The sequence below is a fragment of the Lewinella sp. IMCC34191 genome, assembly GCF_003390935.1.
Classification (GTDB): Bacteria; Bacteroidota; Bacteroidia; order Chitinophagales; family Saprospiraceae; genus Neolewinella.
In genome coordinates, this window is sequence record NZ_QNQZ01000013.1 from 75,042 (window position 1) to 95,571 (window position 20,530).

Consider the following 20,530-nt stretch of genomic DNA (forward strand, 5'->3'; position numbering starts at 1 on the left):
TTTAAAAGAAGAAAATAAAGGGTGTATAGGGTTGTCGTGCCAAATGATCGCAAAAGCCTTACCGGCTGATCGCAGATTCAAGTTTTACCTTACCATTTGGTCGCACTGGAACGTGCCATATGATCGCGCTGGCTAAGAGCAGTTTTCAACATCTAACCAGGTGATCGCAAAAGAGGCTTTACTCCTTACCGCTTGATCGCATTTTGAGTCGCTCTTCCGTATTGGACATGGAGAATCCGATCATAAATCGCAAATCCGTACCATTTGATCGCACTTTCACCGTACCATTTGATCGCGTTTTGCAGGGAAACTGGCCGCAGCTGATCCAAGAAAGGGTACGATTCGCTCGATGGAATCGCATCGGATGTGGAAAACACGCCGGCCCGTTTGGCAGGTGCTAGAGCCTAACCTATTGGCTGGAGGCGACCAAGTGGTTAGAAGCATCCGACATTCTTCTTGCCAAAACAATGGCGTAAATCTGCAAAAGCTTTCTTAGGAGGTCCCGCCACGCCGCTGTCACGGGTGAGCAGAATGCCAAAACGTTAATTAGGGGATCGCAATCCCCTAATTAACGTAAAATGAGGGAATTGGACTTGTTTCCAGGCATAACGTGCCCGCTATACAGAGCTAGTAGAAAGATTCTCGAGTTTCCTAGAAATATTTGTGGTGAAGGATGGGATACCTGGAAAAGAAAGGGAAAAATCTGACTACCGATAAAAGAATGATAAAGCGGTAGACTAATAGCAATGACAGATTCGGCTGGAAAATCTGAAATGGCTATCGCAGAGCATTTCCGGGCTGCGCTTGTACACTCACATCTCAAAATCGGTAAAAAAGCCCAGCGACAATTTTGGTGAGTAGCAACTTATCCTTCCTGGTTTGTTGCTTCTCACGATCCGCCCTGTACCACTTTTAAGACGGCTCGCTCACTGTCGGGTAAACCCCATAGCGGATTTTTCTAAAGTGATGACATAGCGCTTAAGCTGCAAAGATCGGCCGGTCTGGCAAATGGGAACGCTGAGCTGAGGGATAGGGGAGGAAACTAACTAGATACATACTACCCTGTAAGGCCTAGCGGTACGACAAGCCTACGAGAGGATAACACAACGCCTTAACTAGACAAGCAGCCAGCGAAGCTGCTGTTCATTATTTTGAGTACCTCCACAGTGTAGCTTCGACCGTAGCGACACTATCACTCAAGATTTTACAACTTCTTGAAGAATATCTTCATGGTAGGTACGCACCTTTCCAAAGCGTTCATCGTGGGCGGTTCCGGTTTCCACGCCGTTCTTTCTGCTGAGGAACGTAGCCGCCTTTCCCCATTCCTTAGCCTTATGCAGGGGGCAGGGGATGCGATACAAACCGCAGTAGCCGGCGACCGTATAGTAGTGATCATCCACCGACATCGCCTTGGCCTTGAGCTCATCCACCCGGTCACGGATGAAGTCGACGTCCTGCCGGATTTCAGTATTGAAGATGTCCTGCTCCTCCAGCTGGGAGACGATCATGCGCAGGCCCCGGATGACGTTGCATTGCGGAACTACACCAGCAATACTCGTTTGACCAGTGACTAACAATTCCCGGATACGCTCATACATTTAGATCTCGAACTCCGGGCTGAGCCAACCAGCAAACTTGATGGCCAAAAGTTCGTCCATCCAGTTACTCTGTAATTCAGAGGTACCACCCTGAACTACTCGGAGGACTTCACGGCCACAATTCCCGTAACGGGAATTGTGGCCGTTACAAACTCCTTAGTGGTCTTCAGTCGTAAGAAGTCGTTGACCTTCTTTGCCGGGAAAGCATGTGCCATCTGGGTGGCATTGATGAGGTTGTTTCCCCCACTGAATTCGAAGGCGATCATGTTGCCTATGTACTCACGTTGTGTAGTCGTGCTCATGGTGTATCAGTTTATACATTACCAAACTTGGCTAATCAGCTGCCGGCGCTCATCATCTAGGATATCCAGATAAATCATGGTGTTCTTAACGGAAGCATGGCCAAGTACCTTCTGGATGACGCTGACCGGCGCCTTCTCCATGGCCAGCATGACGCCCATGCTGTGCCGCAGTCCGCGGGAGGTGGCCTTTTTTCCGGTGATGCCGGCAGCGCGCATAACATCAGCAACGTAGTTGCGGGCCATGCGATCGGAAACCGACCATAGCGGTTCGACAGCGGCGACCCCGCACCGTTGCGTAGAATCCGTGGATCTCATTAAGGTAGCTTTCCGGCAGTTCGTTATCCCGGTACCGATCGACCGGCTTCCCGTCGCGGCTTCCCTGCTTCAGCGTCCGGATCATGACGTAGCCCCGCTTGAAGTCAAAGCTGTTGTAGGTGACTGCTAAAGCTTCGGACAGCCGACAGCCGGTGTAGTAGAGCAGTTGGCAGTAGTACTGCTTCCGCGCTTCCTGCTGCTGGGTGGCTTCAAGGAAAGCGCGACGCTCTTCGCGATCTAGGTACTTGCGTTCACCAGTTTTGGGATCCTTAAGTTCGGCAGAAAGGGGCATGTTTCCTGTTTCATATACAAAGTAGGAAATCAACTCCTTCTAAACAAGCCAATTGATAGGGAAAAGGGTGCTTTAAGGGCAGGGTAGGGTAGAGCTTATTTCCGCTTCTGGTGTACATAAGCGGAAATGCAACTGAATTGGCAGCGAGTCGACGGTCGTTTAGCCTTCAAAATTTAGTTCTTATACAGCCTATCAGTAGTTGTACAACACCATATAATTTTTAAAAAAGACGTGGTGATAGTGTTTTAATAAATAAGTTGCACGCTTGCCGTATGTATTATATGACCAGTAACAGGGTCTAAAAAGCGAATGAAATAGAGGCCTTTAGATTTATCTCTAATATCTGCCACGAATGTGTCGGATGCCATTATCTGTTGAGTGGATATTACGCGCCCAAGGTTATCCACCACGCTCACGTTCAATGTATCCAGATCACAATTCGCCAACGCCGGTATTTCAAAATAACCAGAAGTTCTAATTGGATAAACGTCGGCACATTGAACTAAATCAGGCAAACATCGAGAAGTGAACGATATTGCAGAATTCCATTGACCCGGAAGTAAGATCGGATTTTTTAAACTAGTTGTACCTGTATTAGCTATATAGTTCTGTACCATAAAACTGTCCGATTCAGTACTAAATTCGATTTGCTTTAAGCAGTCAAGTTCTAAAGTAAGAGGCAGACGGGCACATAAAATATCTCCCTCAGGAATTAGAGTGTCAGTGGCAGCGCGGGTGTGAAAACCACTGTGCGTGTAAACCAAATGCTGCTTATCACGGGAAACCTGAATATTAGCCATTTCTGTAAATCTTGAGAGGTTAGCACCCATCTGGTATGATATGTCCGGATCGAAGAAATAGTTAGTCGCCATGGCCTTCGGTAGTGGTTTGGGAACATCAGTTGATGATGATTCATTTTCATTAGCTTCCCTAATACGTATTCTTGATATTATGGTTTCGAAATCGCCAAAGTAGGATAGCAGGGCGACGTACACATAAGACTCGTCATTCTGAGTTAGAGCGGCAACATTCATGGTATTCAAGAACAGGGTTGTTGGCCAGGATATCTCATCATAAGGCTCTAAACTACTAGATAAGAGCCAAAGTGCACAATTCTCTAAATTTGACAAGCCCCCTTTTGCACCAGATAAAATTATCTTGCCATCTTCCAATATTTGAGTATTTTCAAATCGAATATTATCGTTTGAAAGCACTGTTCGCTGAACGCTTCCTGTTGGATTTATTTCGACAATTATGCCTTTATTGGTACGGTCACTGTCGTTTATAGATATCCAACCTACTAACAATAAATTTCCATTCCCAAGTAACGACAAGGATTCCCACTTACCGTACCTAATATTGATGTCTAAGTTTGGTATCGCGTAATACCGGCCAATGTCAATTGAGTTGAAATTTTCGTCCACGTGATAAATGGTGGCAGTATTCGGTCCTCCGATCACTATTTCTTGGCCTAATACATAGAAACTTTGGGAATTACTATCCACAGATGGGCCGCGAATAATAGATGTAAATTCATTGTTTGTAGTGCTTTGGTCGTAAACGCGAATCCAATCTGCCTTTCCATCCGCTGCATCTACTCGAATAACCAGCGACTCGGTCTCGTACTTGCCAGTAGAATAATCTGAAGAGTATGTGTTCCCACTAATTAATATAGCTCCACTATCACTATAGGTTAAGCCAGTTGCTTCGCTCGTAAAGTCAGCTCTATATTTCCAAACAGGTGTTCCATTTGGAGTGTATTTTGTCAGAGTAATTTGGTTGCCAGAGTTCCCAGGAGAGTTCCATACAAATGTTTCTGCCAAGATATAAATATGGCCTCCATAATCTAGCATATCTACTGGTTTTTGACTTGTAGTATCTAGGCTTAACCACAAATTTTCGCAACATGCTCCAAAATCGTAATCTACTGTTGAAGAAGTATTGGATTGCAAAGTTGCGCTACTACTTGTGGATATTTGCCCAGCTACCGTATGCGGTAAAAGAGCATATAGGCAAATAGCTAAGAATCCAGGGATGTTAAATTTTTTAATCAAGTCTATTATCATGATACAATTGCTTTTGAAAGTACATAGTAAGTAACAATGTGTTTGGCAAATAGCACGAAATAGTGCTCCAGTGGAAAAAGGAGCTGCTCGTATGGGATAGCTACATTGATGGTAGGGAATTCCAATAAGAATATACACCGGATCAGCACCAAGTTGTCACAATTGTTATTTTCTAAATATATAGAAGAAGTTTTGAGCTCCTAGATAAGCTTAGCATATGATTGAGAAAATATGAATTGTAAGCAGACATTCAACTTCGGTAGTAGGGTGATTCTTATTCTATCGACCCCGAAATATAAGGAGACTTCATTTACCAACAAAAATGAATGATACTGAAGTGCCCTTAATTCTTAAGCCACGAGCTTGGAGAGGTTAAGAAAACGTATGGTTAATAGTTATATATGTTTGGGGGCCATTCAAGCCGGTTTTTCAATTTTGCCGGCCCGGTACCGATCCGCTGGATAACCGTTCCCAATTGAGGAGTGCCGACGGGCGGTTATTGTAGTAGGTAAGGTAGTTATCTACCATATCATAGACCTCCTTTCCGGTTTCGTATTCGTGAAGATACAGCCGCTCGTACTTGATACTGCGCCACAGTCGCTCGATGAAGGCATTGTCCGTAGCCCGGCCTTCGCCATCCATACTCAACTTAATTCCTTTGCTCAGGATGAACTCGGTGAACGCCTGTGAGGTGTACTGCGCCCCCTGGTCGGTGTTGAAGATCTCCGGGGTAACTTGGTGCATATCCAGGGCTTCGGCCACCAGATCGCCTCCATGGAGTTACACAGTTTCCAGTGGACAACGAAGCGGCTATACAGGTCGATGATGGCCGTCAGGTACAAAATTCCCCGGCGCATGGGTACGTAGGTGATATCGGTAGCCCAGACCTGATCGCTGCGGTCAATCTTCACATCCCGTAGCAGGTAAGGGAAAACGGCATGATCCTTACATCGCCTGGAGGTATGTGGACCGGGTAGAAGCGACTGTAGACCTAGAATTCCGTAATACAACCGATCGATGCGGTTACGACTCACCGCGTACCCCCGGTCACGGTTCAACCAGACATGCATGCGCCGGGCTCCCTTGTAGGAATGGTCGAGGTAATGCTCGTCCATTAGGCGCAGCAACTCCAGGTTCAGGGCACTCTCGCCGCGCGGCGCGAAGTAGAGCACGCCACGGGAAACGGACAATAACTCGCACTGCCGTCTTACGCTCAGTTGGCGGTGCTGCGGATCGATCAAGTGACGGCGCACCTCACTGGAAAGGCTCACTTCAGCGTTTTTTTTAGAAAGTTGTTCTCCACCTGTAGTTGACCGATGATGCGCAGCAGCTCGTCCTCGCGCGTTTGTGGATCCGGCCCGACGACCTTGCCGGGCTTGGCAAAAATCTGCGAGCCACCAGCCAGTAATTCTCTTTTCCAGGCACTGATCTGGGCCGGCGCCAGTTGGTGCTTTAAAGCCAACTCCGCTAAACTTTATTGCTCCGAAATGGCCGCCACGGCGACCTTAAACTCTGCAGTGAACTTACGACGCTTCATTTCTCATATGATGATTATAACGATGTCTCATTTACTGGTCTAAATTATTGGGGATACGTCACTTTCTATGGTAATAAACAGATGCTGCCGCAGGTAATCGCTAGAGACCCGACTTAGAGCGGATGTTCGAAACGAATATGTTAAAGTTTGGCATTTTATCGCCCATCCGGCCAAATTTCCAAATCGTATAAATATATTGAGTCATCATTCAATTCTTAGATCACATCCTAAGAGTTGAATATGAAACTCACCAGTTATAAAGCCCATACCGGGAAAACACCTTGGATACTATTCGCCTACCCATTGCAGTGGGAGTAATACTCCTATGCCATTTACCTTCCTTCGGGCAGGATTACCCTGACCCTTCGGTCACGGAGGCGTTCGGTACTTTACGACAAGTTCAGTCACTCCTCTATACTACCCAATCCGACAGTAATTCATCGCCTATCATAAGTACTCTTTTAGAAGTCTCATCAAGAGGTAGCGTCCAAATTGATAATTATTATCAAAAAGCCGACACACTAACCAATTATGGGGATGTCACCAATCAAACGGCGGTATCGATATCATTATCGAAAGAAGTACTGGGCATTGATTTCATAGCCAACGGACGATTATTGTTAGGTGATTGGCGAATCGATAGGCCAAGATCGGGGATTGAAGTTTCCTTTGACCATCGCACCTTTACGGAAAAATTAAAGTCGCAGCTAAGCGCAGAACTACCAAATAAGGAGTCAGTTCTGCTAGCCCTGGCTGAATCATCCGCCCGTATTCAGAAGGCTTATGAGTCAGTCTTTGTGGACGAATATCTAAGGCTTATATCAACCGATGAATACAAGAATCTCCATCAGCAAGCCAATCATGTAGCCGATTCACTTTACGGTTACGACCCAATTGACTTTGACGAAGAGAGCCTGCGCCTGGTAGCACTACAGCGTCAGCTGGTGAAGCTCGATAGTATTTACCATAACTACCTCAAGCAAGTACAGGAAACTCCCAACGTCTCATTAAGTGACGGGGATCGGTTGATTGACTCATTAGATGCCGAGGTAGTTCAAAACTGGGACGCATACCTCAAAGCAGAAATGGCAAAGTCCGATCAGCTTTCAGGTTTACAAAAACTCTTTCTCGCGACCCGACGGCTAAGTGTGGGGAACACACGCCTTGGTCAGGATGCAACGACTAGTATTGGTTTACCCATTAAGGGCGTTGACTACGCCTTTGAAAAAGGTGCGTTTGGAGCCGAATTTCAGGTCGGGAAACGCATTTCTACTTTGCGGGTCACTCCTCAGGAAGGAGTAGCCTATCACGATTTAGTGGCGGGTCAACGTATAGGTCGCGTCGCTGTGCGCTACGGAAACGAGCACGGAAGTTCGTACGAAATGTCCCTGATTAAAGCTGATGGAGCAAAGGGATCTGCCCAACCTTTAACGCTGTCCGCGGCGCAGCAAAGTACGGTTGTTTCCGTCTCGTCCGAAACTAAACTATCCACGCATTCGGGGATCACCTTTCAAGGCAGTTATTCCACAAACAATTTTGTTGCTGGATCATCACCGGAAGCCAGTAGAATACAGAATATCCTGAACCAGGCAAATCTTCGGATAGGAGGTACGTACGGAAATGACGGCGGAGTAGAATTTCAGTTGGCGGCGTTTCGGACGGGGAATGGGTATCTTTCTCCCGCCAATCCCTACTTGTATACGGACTATCAAGGAATTGAGAGTGTCCTTTCTACTACTTCCTTCGGGGGAAGGTTGGTCGCCAACCTATCCGTATCCGGAGGTATTGGAACGCAGCAGGGCAGTGATGATCGTTTGAGATTTAGGGCGAATGGCTTGCTACGCTACGCCTTTAGTCCGCTGGATGCCCTACAGATAGTCGTTTCCCCCAATGTATACCGATACGAAATTACTGGAAAAGAGGGGTTCACCGAGAATACGATTTACCAAGTGTTCTACCAGCGATCCCGCGGCCTATTCGGGCAAGCGGGATACATCTATGCGGGGCTAACTAATCTAGACCAGGGGATTACGTGGTCGGACACTACGACCGTTAGGACCAATAGCCTAACGGTGAATGGATCGGGAGAGACCAGCATTACTGATCAACTGCACATACAGTTTGACGCCTCGCAGCGGGTCGAATTCAGCGACCAGCCAGGCGTGGCAGAATTTTACTACGCCGTTGGGATGGGAACATCCGGCAAACTTAATCTGCGCGGAAATCTGCGGTACGACAAACTCAGCTACGAGGCGCATCCCGCCTGGGGCGTTGAACTGGATTGGTCACTCGCCATCGGCAAGTTTGCTTACCTATCCGTCAGCCTACTCTACCGAGCCACCCGCTCTTACCCCAGCGATGAGAAACGAAACCAGATCTATAGTTACCAAAGCTGGCGAAATCACCTATGATAATTCTACTGTAAATCCAGTACCTGGAATGACCCATATATATTACATGCTCTGCCTCGTTAGTTTACCGGCCCTTCTTTTCGGTCAGACGGTCTCCTTCGTAGATCTCTCACCCCCGGCCGGCCCCCTCACCGTAGGTATCCTCACGGCGGCCGGTATTACCAACATTTCTGGGCAGACCGTGAGTGGAGTAGTCAATTCCGTATTAATGACGCCCGGCGGGGAGGTAGTAGTTGAAGTCCAAACTCGTCCCTTTGACCTCGGTGCCGGTGAGCAGCGAATGTCGCAGCAGCTTCCGTGGATTAGACAGCCGCAGTTTGGCCAAAGTGAGGCATCCCGTACCCTGGCTACTCGCGGTCGGCTAACCTCCGGGGCTTTCGTTGTGTGTTACGAATTTATCGCGTTGGACGGCACTCGGTTGGGGCGGAGTTGTTTCGAAAAACAAACGTTTCTCAACGCTTCGCTATCCTTATTATCTCCCATAGACGGGGCCGTTATTCAATCGATTAAGCCTACCTTAATTTGGGAGCATATTCAATCATTTTCGTTATCCAGTAACGGTCTCAAGTACGAGCTAAGCCTGGTCGAACTATTTGACGGCCAAAGCCCGGCGGAGGCGATTGAGCGCAATCCTCCGCTATTGTACCGCCGTGGCTTGGGCCATAGTTTTTTGTACTACCCTATTGGCAATCGTGACTTAGAGTTCGGCAAGTCATACGCCTGGAAAGTTTCCCTGTACCGCGGCAAGCAGACGCTTTTATCCTCTCAAGTCTGGTCCTTTGCCGTGGAACGCCCAGCGGGCGAAGAGCGCGTCGTTTCAAACGGTGCCTATGCCATGCCGACAACGACGGCAAACGGGCGGCTCCATCAATTCTCGGAAGCAATACGCATTGGATTCGATAACAACGAAGGGGTGAAAGCCTTGAGCTATCGCATTATCGATCTGTCCAATGGCGGAGCGCAAATGGACAATTTGCCCCCCCTTAGTTCGCTCGTTGCCGGTCTAAACGTCTTTGCAATTCCCACGGCGGACCTCGCATTGATTCCGGGCAATGTGTACCAACTAGAGATGCACACCTCCCGTAAGCTCACCTATTTTATCAAGTTTCGCTTCGCGGAATCTACTAAGTAACCTGCTCCAGAAACATCCCACCTAATGTATAACGGACTTAAGCGGCGTACGGCCCTATCCCTTTCCGCCCTGCTCCTTTTTCAATCGTTTTTGGCAACGCCGGCGTATGGCCTATCCGGCGGACCTACCCAGCCTGAGTTTCGCCATAATCAGATCGTAGGGGCGGATAATCTGGTCGACGCATTTACCGGAAACTTTAATTACTCTATTCCGCTATTTGAGATGGGTGGATATCCCATCAATTTAACTTATGCTTCCGACCATAAGATGGAGGACGAGGCCAGCTGGGTGGGTGCGGGGTGGACGCTTAATCCGGGGGTGATTAGTCGGCAGGTGCGTGGACTGCCCGATGACTTTAGGGGAGAAGAAGTAGTCCACCGTGGAAACATGCGGTCGAACATTACTACGGGAGTTTCTCCGAGTATAAAGTTTGAACTTTTTGGCATATTTGGCATATCGCCGGGAATTAACTTATCGTACAACAACTACGCCGGATATAACCTATCCACCAGTATAAGTCCTTCGGTTAATGTCCTTGCAGCCTTAAACGGTGAATTTGCATCTCCGTTTAGCAAGGGGAAACAGAAAAATGACGCATCGCCCACGCCTTTAAAATCATTTGCGCAAAAGGCTCAGCAGGAGGGTTTTAGCAGTAGTCTTTCGGCCAACTTTAGCTCACGCTCGGGATTGCAGAGTGTTAGCTTTAATACGGGGTTCGATAGACTATCCAGCAGTATTTCACGTGGTTTTGGTGGGTTCACCTACACCCCGGTGGGAGAACTTCCTCGAGTAACCAACTCGGTGACCTTTGAAGTAAGTGGAGGCTTAAAAATCTTTTGGCCTGACGCTACGATGGCACGGCTCGCCGGTTACTACGTAGAGCAGCGTCTATCGCGTAACGTGGTCCGGCAACCTTCTTTCGGTTATCTATACCTGGAAGATGCAACGGACGAAGCGGCGGTAATGGACTACAACGTCGAAAAAGCGGGGGCATTGGATGAAAATACCCACCGACTTCCCATTGCTTTTGGAACACCGGATGCGTATGCGATATCGGGGATGGGCGTAACCGGTAATATTGAAGTCACCCGTAATGACCTGGGCGAATTTCGTCCATCCCGATCGCAGAATAGTGCCCTATCGGGAAGCGCAGGCGTAGAAGGTGCGTTCGGCAACCTGGTACACGCAGCGGTCAACGTTGAGGCCAATGTAGTGTCCGATACCCGTGGGGGCTGGACTGCGGGCAATGGTCTGCGCAACCAACTAAGCTTTCGAAGAAACCGCGATGCGGATGAGTTTAAATACTTGCGCTTGGTAGGCGAATCCAGCAATCATCTATCCAGTGAGTACTATGCGGCCATTGGCGAAGATCAGCCCATCACCGGCAGTTTAGAAAGGGGAATTCTATCGCCCATCACCAAAACATTTGGATTACGGCTACAGGGAGACCTCAAAAAGACCTTGTCGACATCCACGCGTGCCCCCATCGTTCAACCCGTCCCCTCCCTTACCCAGCTACCTAACCGACGCCCGCGCGCCACCCACGTAAGTTACCTTACCGCGGCCGAAGCGGTGCAAATGGGACTCCATGAGCGGATCGTTCGGTATCGCCCCTGGACCGAAAGTAGTGGCGATTTTGGAAGTTTGCCAAGTTATTCCGCCCTTGATCGTTGGAGTGAGGCGGCGGGAAGAAAGGGGCACCACATTTCTGAGATATCCGTCACTTCCCCTTCGGGACAGAGTTTCGTGTACGGGCTACCGGTATACAATACCCGAAAGGAGGAAGTGACCTTTAGTGTATCGGCAGAGAATACGGATCCTACCTCAAGCCTTGCAAGTACCGAAGGGGCACAAACCACACCGGAATTTGGCACCATTAGTTATGCGGGCAGTGAGGAAGACATTACCGTCGCCAACGATCGTGGTTTCGATCACTACTTCGACCAGATTGAAACACCAGCCCATCCCATCGCTCATTTGCTCACGGCGGCCTTGTCGCCGGACTACGTAGATCGAACGGACGACGGTCCTACGCAGGACGATGGGGGGGATTACCTCAAAATCGGCTACACCCCGCTGGTTACGAATAACGACCAGAACGCAAACGTGGGCTGGCGAACACCCATGGGAGAATACCGGGCCGTACTGCACGAGGGTAACTCTGCGGACCCCGACGACGATAAGGCAAGCTTTGTGTACGGCGAAAAAGAAATATACTACGTGCACCATATGGATTCCCGTACCCATCGCGCGGTGTTCTTCACCAGTGACCGGGATGATGCGCTGCCGGTGAACCGGCATGGGGTTGTAGAAACCTCAGCGGGAAAGCCCAGACTGCAAAAGTTGGACTCCATAAAGATCTTCACCCTTGCCTCCCTCCGGGAGTTCAACGTAGAGGCTGATGCCCTAAAGACTGTTCATTTTTCCTACGCACCGACCGGCTCAGCAAGCCAAATCAGTGGTAACCTTCCTAACGCCACAGCGGGTGGTGGCAAACTCACCCTGCAATCTATTAGCTTCACCTATGCAGATAACGAGCGGGGAAAGGAACATCCTTATTTATTTGATTATCGTACCGATGTCGTTATTGGAGGGGATACAACGAAGGCTACCTACCAACCGTTTCTGGTGGATCGGTGGGGTACCCAACGACCGGCTTTAACCGAGGGGTTAGATCCGATAATTTATCCGTATTCCGTACAGGATAAAGCGATTGCGGATACCTATTCTTCCCTAGGGAACCTTAAGCGAATTCTCCTGCCTTCCGGCGGCAACATTGAGATTGAATACGAGGCGGATGATTACGCCTACGTGCACGCTTCGCGGGCGGGCCAGATGTATAAAATTGCGGGCTTCAGCGAAAGCTTTAAGCCGTCCGCAGCCGGGATCTCGGAGGACTTGTACCGCCAGTCGGTAAAAGCTACGGTCCCATATTTATATACATACATCGACGTTGGGACCATACCCGGCAGGGAGGGTAGTGTACTGCCCGATAGGGACGAGCTGCGCCGTCTTTATTTGGAAGACGTGGAACAGCTCTATTTTAGTAGTGCAGTGACTCTTTTCCGCGACCGAGAAACGACGGAACGCGTAACTGGGTATGCGGATTTTGACCCAGATTTCCTGGAAGCAGTAGCGGGAGGCGGCGCAAGCGGAGGAGACCTGATCGTACTCAGGCTCCGTGGACTCACTAAAAACAACCGCGAGACCGAGCGGTCCAATTCCTACCATCCCTTTACCTATGCAGCCCTCGAGAAGATGCGCCTAGAAATGCCTCGGTTACTCTACGAAGAGGCGCCGACGGAAGGTTACGGGACTCCCGCCAAGCTATTCGCGGCATTTGAATACGTCGGTACGTCTCTACAAAATTATTTTGCCCGCCGCACCGGTCGAAACAACGCCCGCTCGGTGGACTTACCGACATCCTTCGTTCGCTTGGCCGACGCCGATTTTGGTAAATACGGCGATGGATCCAGAGTCAGTAGAATTATTCTGGATGATGCCTGGGCACCCGATCAGACTCGCTACGTAAAGCGCTATACCTATACCCGGGAGGATGAACTCACCGGGGAAATCATCAGCAGCGGAGTGGCCTCTAACGAACCGATGATTGGCAAAGAGGAGATGCTTTACGTAAACCAGGAAAAGAGTGTCGAGGGAAACTTCTTAGCACCCGATGAAACCTACTACAGCGAAGCACCACTTGGACTACAGTTTTATCCGGGCGCGCAAGTAGGATATTCTCGGGTTACGGTGACGGCGGAACTGGAGGAAGTTTACCAACAAAGCCAGCCGGGAACCACGGTGTTTGAGTACTTTACTACACGGGATTTCCCCGTGGTTGCCAAAGCGACACGGCCGGATCGCAAACGGATCAATCCCTTCACACGGCTTTTGCCCTTTGTATCTCGGGTAAAAGACTATCTAGCCTATGCGCAGGGGTTTGTTATACAAACGAACGATATGCACGGAAAGCAAAAAGCGTCATACGAATACGACGCTGGCGGATCCGTAATCAGTTCAACGGTTTACCATTACCTTGAACAACCGTCGGCGGGGGGCGTCGGCTCCCGTTTACTTAATAACAAGGTCGATTTGGTTAACCAAACCGGATCGGGTGGTGTCAACGCCGTAACCGGTCTATTGGGAATCGATCTTGACGTTTGGACGGAAACCACCGAAGTGGAGTCTAACTCTTTCGGCGGAGGTGTACAAATAAACGGTGAGACCTCCGTATTGCCGTTTCCTCCGTTCCCCCTGGCTGGAGTGTTTTCCTACCCCCAGATAACCCGGGCGGAAACCTCCGTTCGTACGGCTACGACAACTAAGTTGATTAGGCGCTACGGAATTCTCGATCGCGTCGAGGTCACCAACAACGGATCTTCATTGGCAACCGTTAACCACCGTTGGGATGGGTTGACTGGACAAGTACTTTTGAGTAGTATCCAAAACGAATTTGACCAACCAGTCTATACTCAGAATCTGCCTGCGTATTGGATGGAACCACACCGTGGAATGCAAGCCGCTTACCGAAATCAGGGGGTAGAATTCCAGAATACTATAGTAAAGGATGGAAGATTATGGGTAGCCGATACCATTCAAGTCGCTAATCTGATCGAGGGTGACGAGGTCATTTGCTATTTACGCGAACCGTCTAGGCAGCGCCATAGATTTTATGCGACCATGTACAAAGATTCCATACGTCTTATAGATGAACTAGGCAAACTAGGAAATACCGTAGCGATACCTACAAATTCGGACGCTTACGTCAGTAAAATCTTATCTAGCGGGAACCGTAACCAAGTAAACGCGAAAGCGGGTCAAACCGTTTCTCTCAACCCACCTACGCAAGATGAAGGATGGTGGTCAGTTGATCTCCCCTCAACCTCCGTATTGAGTTCCAATGCAACCGTTTACTTAGATGATTGGGCACTCATTTGTGACAGTATCGCTGATTACAGTACTGGAACACCAATAGACACTACGTCTAACTGTGAGTCTGGATTTAGTAATGTAGTGCAAAGGCATCCTATTGTAGACGAGGGTGAATGTACGGTCGACAACTATAACTGGGCAGAGTTGAAAGATTCACTTTGCCCTTCGGATTGCGAAGAACTGTTTTTTCGATATGCAGATTTTTTATTGATAGCCGATATATGGGAGTATATTGAGTGTACATCGAGTAATACATATCGCGTATATCAGAATGACGAAACATGGGTAAAGATTAGAAGCTGTGAGTTTCTCGACAATGGAAACAACATTCACATGAGAAGCTATAGCGGTACTACTCACGTAGAGGATATTCACGTAACTAACGCTGGTATGCTTTGTAGTTCGGATGGAGGAGATATTGTGATTGACTGTTCTCAGCGTGGCCTACGGCAGGTATCGACAAGTGAAATGAGGCTCGAACTGCAAACACCTGATTTATGTGCTCACTGGAAACCAGGAGATCAAAATCCTTATCTACTTGGCGAACGTGGCAACTGGCGTCCGCAAGCGAATTACGTCTATAAGGAGACGCCAAGAGGTTTCTCCACGGTAGTAAGTGGACCATCTCCCATCGATGATTCTAGAAACAACTATACTCAACCACTAATTTATACCGACGGTACCTTTGTTGAATACTTGCCATTTTGGTTCAAGGGTGAAAAATATCAAAACGGAGCAAGTCATCAATTGCAAAACCGCGTCACCAAATATGACGAAAAGGGACACGATATTTCCACCCAGGACGCGCTAGGCATTCATAGTGGGGCGCAGTATGCACACGGAAGACAACTTCCCGTAAGTGTAGCGCAAAACGCTAAATTTAGCGACATTGGTTTTGATGGTTTTGAAGATTACCTGTACACCCCCGGTGCCGGCGATGAACGTTGGGAGCGTCATTTTGGGATGCTTGGAAGCAGGCTCGATGTAGATGCCTACCGAGACCAGGTGGTGAATTCCGTCGCGCACACTGGAAAGCACTCGGTTGCTGTAACGGGAGGGGGGTCAGCGATTGTACAGTCTTTCGCAACCAACTACTGTGATCCGGATACCGGAGGGTGTGACGGTCTTCAAGATTGCGATTGTATTGCAGAATTCGCTCCGCGGGCAGACAGCACCTATTTAGTATCCGCCTGGGTGGCATCATCTACCAGTATTCTGTCCGGTCGTAGCCCTGCGAGCCTTGATGGCACCGCTATGGGAATAAATAATCCTTCGGCTTCCGCTCATTTATCTGTAACCGCATCGATCGGAGGATCTACATTTGACGTGGCGTTGGCTTATGCGCAGGGTCCCATCGTTGATGGATGGCAGCAAATAAGTGTACCGGTAACAATTCCGGCGAACGCTGAACAGATATCCATACGCATAGAGCCGCCACAAAGTAGCAGTGGTACACAGGTTTTCTACTTCGACGACATTAGAGTCCAACCCTATCAATCAGAGATGACAAGCTATGTGTATGATCCACATACACTTCGCCTGATGGCTCAACTGGACGATCGCGGCTATGCAGTGTATTACGAATACGATGATGAAGGTATGCTTATTCGTCAAAAAAGGGAAACGGAGCGAGGCATTATGACCATTACCGAACAGCACAGCAATATTGCCCCTCAGAATCGTTCCAGTCGCTAATCTTGTAATTATGTGCCATCAATACAATTGGAAACATTTTTTAAAAATAATATTCTTGCTCATTGTTTTAGGCCAAAATAAGCTGATTGGCCAAGTTGAGACGACAATATATGGCACTCGTATTTATAGGAATCAGTACTTCCCAGCAAATCAGCGAGAGATGAATATGAGCACTACTCAAACGGGTTACAGTTCGGATTCTATAGCATATATGAATTACGATGAATGTTGCGGTGTTTTTCAAATGGATTTAACGAATGAATATGATATTCCAGTAAAAGTATTCGAGAGCAATGGGTATTATTATATTCTCAGTACTCATAATAAAGCATCTGAAGCCCCACCGTTCCATGATTACATTCCACAATATGGTGCGCTAGTAAAATATCATCCGGGTGGAAAACAAATTTGGAGATATGAGACAGAATATGGGAGCTACTTCTACGATGCCAAGGTCATGCCGAATAATACTATACTGATAAGTGGTAGAAAAACAAATTACTTTGATGATGATATAGGACAGCCTATATTATTAAGCGTATCAGAAATGGATGGTACTGAAAATTGGACAAGACTTTTTAGCAAAGAAGAGTATACTACTTCTTTTGGTCCAATTGCTCAATCTGAATATCTTCCAAAGAAGGATACGAATACGCTAGTTTTAGGCGCTCAAATTGACAATGACACGGATTCCACCAGAGTCATTACTACGTCAAGATTCAGCAATGTGCAGCAAGGCCTTGTGAATTCAAAAATGCATCGGATTGCTTCACACAATGGCAAGACTGCTTCGGCATTTTACTACAATAACTCTGTTAAATTGACTAACGGGCACTTTATAGCTTGCGGCAGTGTCACCTATGAGAAGCAACATGGTCTATTAACAGAGTTCGATTCTTTTGGTAATGTTCTTCGGTGCGCTGTGTCGGAACAAAATGTTGATTATCATGACCTATCAATCTTGGAAAACGGGAACATAGTTGTTTCTGGATCTTCAATGGTTTCTGATACTACTCTTGTCGGATCGTTATGGCTTCTGGCAGCTAATTTTACTCCACTCGATCACATTTCTTGGCCTGAAGATCTTTATTCAGTAAACAATATTGTATCAACTACGCACCAAGATACCAGCATAATATACGCAGCGGCGCGAGGTGCACGTCAAGAGGCTTTCATTTTGAAACTAAAGATCAATGGAATATACGATCAAACAGTATCTAGAGCCACTATACGTTCCACGCCTACAGACTACTATTTCAGCCCTATAAGTACGCATCAAGTTGATACCCTGACTAATGGGGTGGAGCAAAAAATTGCTTATACAAATGATAAGAAAAGTCTGCTTTATACACACGCTTCAGTAATATCTAATTTTGGAATCTTTAAAATATTACATGCAAAAATTCCTATAGGGCTAGATGTTCCTTGCTTGAAAAGAAAGCAATTATACCCACAGTCTTTCACAGACTTTTCGATGTTTTCAAAATCAATGACTTCCGAAGCTTTTGTACAAAGTATCACATCAAATGAGGGGGGGAATTGGAAGCTTAAACCTTCTGTCATTACAAGATGCACACCTGACTCTATTAGTGTTTGTGGCACTTCACAACCTATTGTAACTGGTGGATACTTTACAATACCAGCTATAAATAATTGCGCTTACAGTGAAATTGCTGTACGTGTGGTAGATAATCTTGGCAAGACATATACTGTTGACTATACAAATTCTACTAGTGAAATAACTCTTGATCTAACCGATGCCCCACGCGGGCTCTATTTTATACAGTACTTCGATCCGTACGGAAGCTCAATATATCATACAATCAATCTCAAACTCGTACAATGAACAAAGGAAAATTAACAATTAAATCAATAACCGTCGGTATAATTTGTGTGATTAGCAGCATTGTTTCCGCGTCTAATGTTGTCGTTACTACAATCAATGATTCAGGAGAGGGCTCATTGAGAAACTCAGTTGCCAGCGCTAATGCCGGAGATAGTATCTTATTCTCAGACATGATTAATTCTTTTTCCATTAATCTTTTATCACCAATAATACTCGACAAACAATTATTTATTGTCGGCAACGGATACGAAGTAACAATTATAAGTGGTGGATCAACAACACGAATTTTTGAGATAACACAAGGAGCACAGGTCGAAATTAAGTATCTAAGTGTTATTGATGGGAATGCTTCTGTTCCCGGAGGCGGAGCACTACTAATTGACGAAGGAAGCGCTATTTTATCTTCAGTCAGACTTTCTGGCAATCAAGCAGCTGACGCCGGAGGTGCTATCTACGTTGGCCCATCTGACACACTATATATTTACAATTCCAAAATTAATTATAATTCTGCAAATAAGGTTGGTGGGGCTATATCTCAACAATCTGAATCATTTGTTCAAATTGAAAGGAGTGAAATATCAAATAATTTTTTGACTAAGGGTGGGGCAGGTTTAAATTCTTACTCAGCCGGAGGAGGGTTATATAATACGGGAGGAATTCTAATAATAACTTCTTCCACAATAGCGCATAACTCTGCTCTTGGCCTTAATGAGGCTCGCGGAGGTGGCATTCACGGCGTAAATAATAGTACTATTTCAGTTGATAGGTCTACAATATCAGGAAACACTAGTGGTGTCGTTGGTGGAGGTATTTATAATAGTAAGGAAATGGAAATATTTAGGAGTACTATTATGTACAACCAAAGTGCAGATGGCGGCGGTTATGCACAACAGGAGCCAGCCGCAAATTTAGATATTTCAGGGACGGTGATAGCGAACAACATTGGCCCAGTCGCTAATCCCGATATCCTAGTATCAGATGGAATGAAAAACTCTGGCGGGTACAACTTTATTGGTAAGGATCCTGCTCGACAATTTCTGCAAAGAGCAACGGACTTGGAGGGTTTACCAAGTGAGTGGCATCCGCTTGCCAATAATGGAGGATATACTTTATCTCATCTACCTGTTGCTGGTAATCCGATCATAGATCAGGGTGATCCAAATGACGACAGTCGTGATCAAATAAACAAGCCGATCTATGGTGGTCGCCGCGAGATCGGTTCATTAGAACTATCCCCTCCCATTTTCTACGCAGACTTTGACGGCGACGGCTATGGCGACCCAGACGTTTTTGCCTACGGTGAGGTCCCACCCGATAACTACGTAGCTGACGGCTACGATAATTGCCCAAATGATTACAACCCTAACCAAAATGACGGTGATCGTGATGGTGTTGGCGATGTGTGTGAAGGGGATTATGTAGAAGAAGACGAATTTTTCTTGGCTGCGGATTGTGCAACGGTTGGAGACAAGTTCACTATTCGGGTGGACACCGCCGGGGGTGGAGAAATTTATGCAAGGTACAATGGGCCGGTTTCGACGGGCAATCCTCCTCCAGATTTACCCGAGAACCGCGTGCGGTTTATTATCCCCAATGCCATTGCAGGAAGCTATACCTTATTCGCCCGCGTTCGAGCCCCGACGGCTACTTCAGATTCTTACTGGGTTCGTATCAACAACGGTGCCTGGGTGAACTGGAATCAGGGTTTACGTTCTTCCGTTTTTGCCTGGAATGAAGTAAGTGGTAGTCCCTTCAATCTGATCAGCGGAGAAAACAGCATAGATTTTGCGTACCGGGAACCGAATACAGATCTCGAAAAAATTTATTTGTCTATTGGTGGTACTTTACCAACCGACGGTCCGGGGGGCTCAGCCTACTCTTGTACACCGGATGTGCCCCTCCAAGAAGTATTCTGGCTTGAGGCTGAGTGCGCCGAGGTCGGCAATAACTTCAGCACCGTATTGGATAACGCGGCTTCGAACCAGCAGTTCTCGGTTTACATCGGGCAAAACTCGATGAGTACACCGCCGGCGGATGTACCAGAGAATCGCATCCGATTCACCTTGGATAATGCACTTCCGGGCTTTTATAATCTTTTTGCCAGAGTTAGAAGTCCAAACGGGGGAGATTCGGACTCATATTGGATACGGGTAAATCAGGGCGCTTGGCAAAGATGGTTTCAGGGGGTTGCTTCCTCCACATTTGCCTGGAAGGAGGTAGTTGGAAACTCCTACGAACTTCGGCAAGGGTATAATACCGTAGACATCGCCTACCGTGAGGCTAATGCTCAGATTGATAAAGTGTACATCGCGATTGGAGGTTTGATGCCTGCCTCAGGCATGGGCTCTCCTGCAACCAATTGCAATTAAACTTTTCACTACCACTATCTTCCCTAAGCGTC

At 47.3% G+C, this 20,530-nt stretch carries 13 protein-coding genes; 5 read left to right on the plus strand and 8 right to left on the minus strand.

Annotated elements, in window-relative coordinates; all coding sequences use genetic code 11:
- Nucleotides 1-1,196 precede the first annotated feature (1,196 nt).
- The 8 genes from DRW39_RS22705 to DRW39_RS20120 all read right to left on the minus strand — a co-directional run bounded on the left by DRW39_RS22705 (nt 1,197) and on the right by DRW39_RS20120 (nt 6,035).
- Nucleotides 1,197-1,508: a hypothetical protein gene (locus DRW39_RS22705; RefSeq protein WP_232830204.1), complete on the minus strand. Its 312-nt coding sequence runs from the start codon at nt 1,506-1,508 to the stop codon at nt 1,197-1,199.
- 185 nt (nt 1,509-1,693) lie between these two features.
- Nucleotides 1,694-1,900, minus strand: a complete 207-nt coding sequence (locus DRW39_RS22710; protein ID WP_232830205.1) for a KilA-N domain-containing protein — start codon at nt 1,898-1,900, stop codon at nt 1,694-1,696.
- Nucleotides 1,901-1,918: 18 nt separating this feature from the next.
- Complete coding sequence (locus DRW39_RS22795) at nt 1,919-2,143, minus strand: tyrosine-type recombinase/integrase (protein ID WP_157976255.1); 225 nt, start codon at nt 2,141-2,143, stop codon at nt 1,919-1,921.
- A complete protein-coding gene (locus tag DRW39_RS20105) occupies nt 2,121-2,507 on the minus strand; it encodes a tyrosine-type recombinase/integrase (RefSeq protein WP_116108887.1) in 387 nt (128 codons plus the stop codon). The genes DRW39_RS22795 and DRW39_RS20105 overlap by 23 nt, the downstream gene beginning before the upstream one ends.
- Nucleotides 2,508-2,752: 245 nt before the next feature.
- Nucleotides 2,753-4,573 (minus strand): hypothetical protein, encoded by a 1,821-nt coding sequence (locus DRW39_RS22375; RefSeq protein WP_157976256.1) that lies wholly within the window; start codon nt 4,571-4,573, stop codon nt 2,753-2,755.
- 429 nt (nt 4,574-5,002) lie between these two features.
- Nucleotides 5,003-5,317, minus strand: coding sequence for an integrase core domain-containing protein (locus DRW39_RS20110; protein WP_116108888.1), 315 nt, complete (start codon nt 5,315-5,317; stop codon nt 5,003-5,005).
- Nucleotides 5,236-5,844 carry an IS3 family transposase gene (locus DRW39_RS20115; RefSeq protein WP_116108889.1) on the minus strand — a complete coding sequence of 203 codons (609 nt, stop codon included), beginning with the start codon at nt 5,842-5,844 and terminating at the stop codon, nt 5,236-5,238. Before DRW39_RS20115 ends, DRW39_RS20110 begins: the two co-directional genes overlap by 82 nt.
- Complete coding sequence (locus DRW39_RS20120) at nt 5,841-6,035, minus strand: hypothetical protein (protein WP_116108890.1); 195 nt, start codon at nt 6,033-6,035, stop codon at nt 5,841-5,843. The genes DRW39_RS20115 and DRW39_RS20120 overlap by 4 nt, the downstream gene beginning before the upstream one ends.
- 356 nt (nt 6,036-6,391) lie before the next feature.
- Between DRW39_RS20120 and DRW39_RS20125 the strand changes: the two genes are divergently transcribed.
- Genes DRW39_RS20125 through DRW39_RS22385 form a run of 5 tightly spaced genes read left to right on the plus strand, consistent with a single transcriptional unit; the run spans nt 6,392 to nt 20,498 of the window.
- Nucleotides 6,392-8,521: a hypothetical protein gene (locus tag DRW39_RS20125; protein ID WP_157976257.1), complete on the plus strand. Its 2,130-nt coding sequence runs from the start codon at nt 6,392-6,394 to the stop codon at nt 8,519-8,521.
- A 46-nt stretch (nt 8,522-8,567) separates the two neighbouring features.
- Nucleotides 8,568-9,653 carry a hypothetical protein gene (locus DRW39_RS20130; RefSeq protein ID WP_116108892.1) on the plus strand — a complete coding sequence of 362 codons (1,086 nt, stop codon included), beginning with the start codon at nt 8,568-8,570 and terminating at the stop codon, nt 9,651-9,653.
- Between the two features lie 24 nt (nt 9,654-9,677).
- Nucleotides 9,678-16,283, plus strand: coding sequence for a hypothetical protein (locus DRW39_RS20135; RefSeq protein WP_116108893.1), 6,606 nt, complete (start codon nt 9,678-9,680; stop codon nt 16,281-16,283).
- A 10-nt stretch (nt 16,284-16,293) separates the two neighbouring features.
- A complete protein-coding gene (locus tag DRW39_RS22380; RefSeq protein WP_157976258.1) occupies nt 16,294-18,129 on the plus strand; it encodes a hypothetical protein in 1,836 nt (611 codons plus the stop codon).
- Complete coding sequence (locus DRW39_RS22385) at nt 18,126-20,498, plus strand: choice-of-anchor Q domain-containing protein (RefSeq protein WP_157976259.1); 2,373 nt, start codon at nt 18,126-18,128, stop codon at nt 20,496-20,498. Before DRW39_RS22380 ends, DRW39_RS22385 begins: the two co-directional genes overlap by 4 nt.
- The last annotated feature ends 32 nt before the right edge of the window (nt 20,499-20,530 follow it).

Bases quoted from the DNA above. Each gene is read 5' to 3' on its own strand.
- DRW39_RS22385 (WP_157976259.1), top strand. From the start codon at position 18,126: ATGAACAAAGGAAAATTAACAATTAAATCAATAACCGTCGGTATAATT.
- DRW39_RS20105 (WP_116108887.1), bottom strand. From the start codon at position 2,507: ATGCCCCTTTCTGCCGAACTTAAGGATCCCAAAACTGGTGAACGCAAG.
- DRW39_RS22375 (WP_157976256.1), bottom strand. From the start codon at position 4,573: ATGATAATAGACTTGATTAAAAAATTTAACATCCCTGGATTCTTAGCT.
- DRW39_RS20110 (WP_116108888.1), bottom strand. From the start codon at position 5,317: ATGCACCAAGTTACCCCGGAGATCTTCAACACCGACCAGGGGGCGCAG.
- DRW39_RS22710 (WP_232830205.1), bottom strand. From the start codon at position 1,900: ATGAGCACGACTACACAACGTGAGTACATAGGCAACATGATCGCCTTC.
- DRW39_RS22380 (WP_157976258.1), top strand. From the start codon at position 16,294: ATGTGCCATCAATACAATTGGAAACATTTTTTAAAAATAATATTCTTG.
- DRW39_RS22705 (WP_232830204.1), bottom strand. From the start codon at position 1,508: ATGATCGTCTCCCAGCTGGAGGAGCAGGACATCTTCAATACTGAAATC.
- DRW39_RS20130 (WP_116108892.1), top strand. From the start codon at position 8,568: ATGCTCTGCCTCGTTAGTTTACCGGCCCTTCTTTTCGGTCAGACGGTC.
- DRW39_RS22795 (WP_157976255.1), bottom strand. From the start codon at position 2,143: ATGGCCCGCAACTACGTTGCTGATGTTATGCGCGCTGCCGGCATCACC.
- DRW39_RS20135 (WP_116108893.1), top strand. From the start codon at position 9,678: ATGTATAACGGACTTAAGCGGCGTACGGCCCTATCCCTTTCCGCCCTG.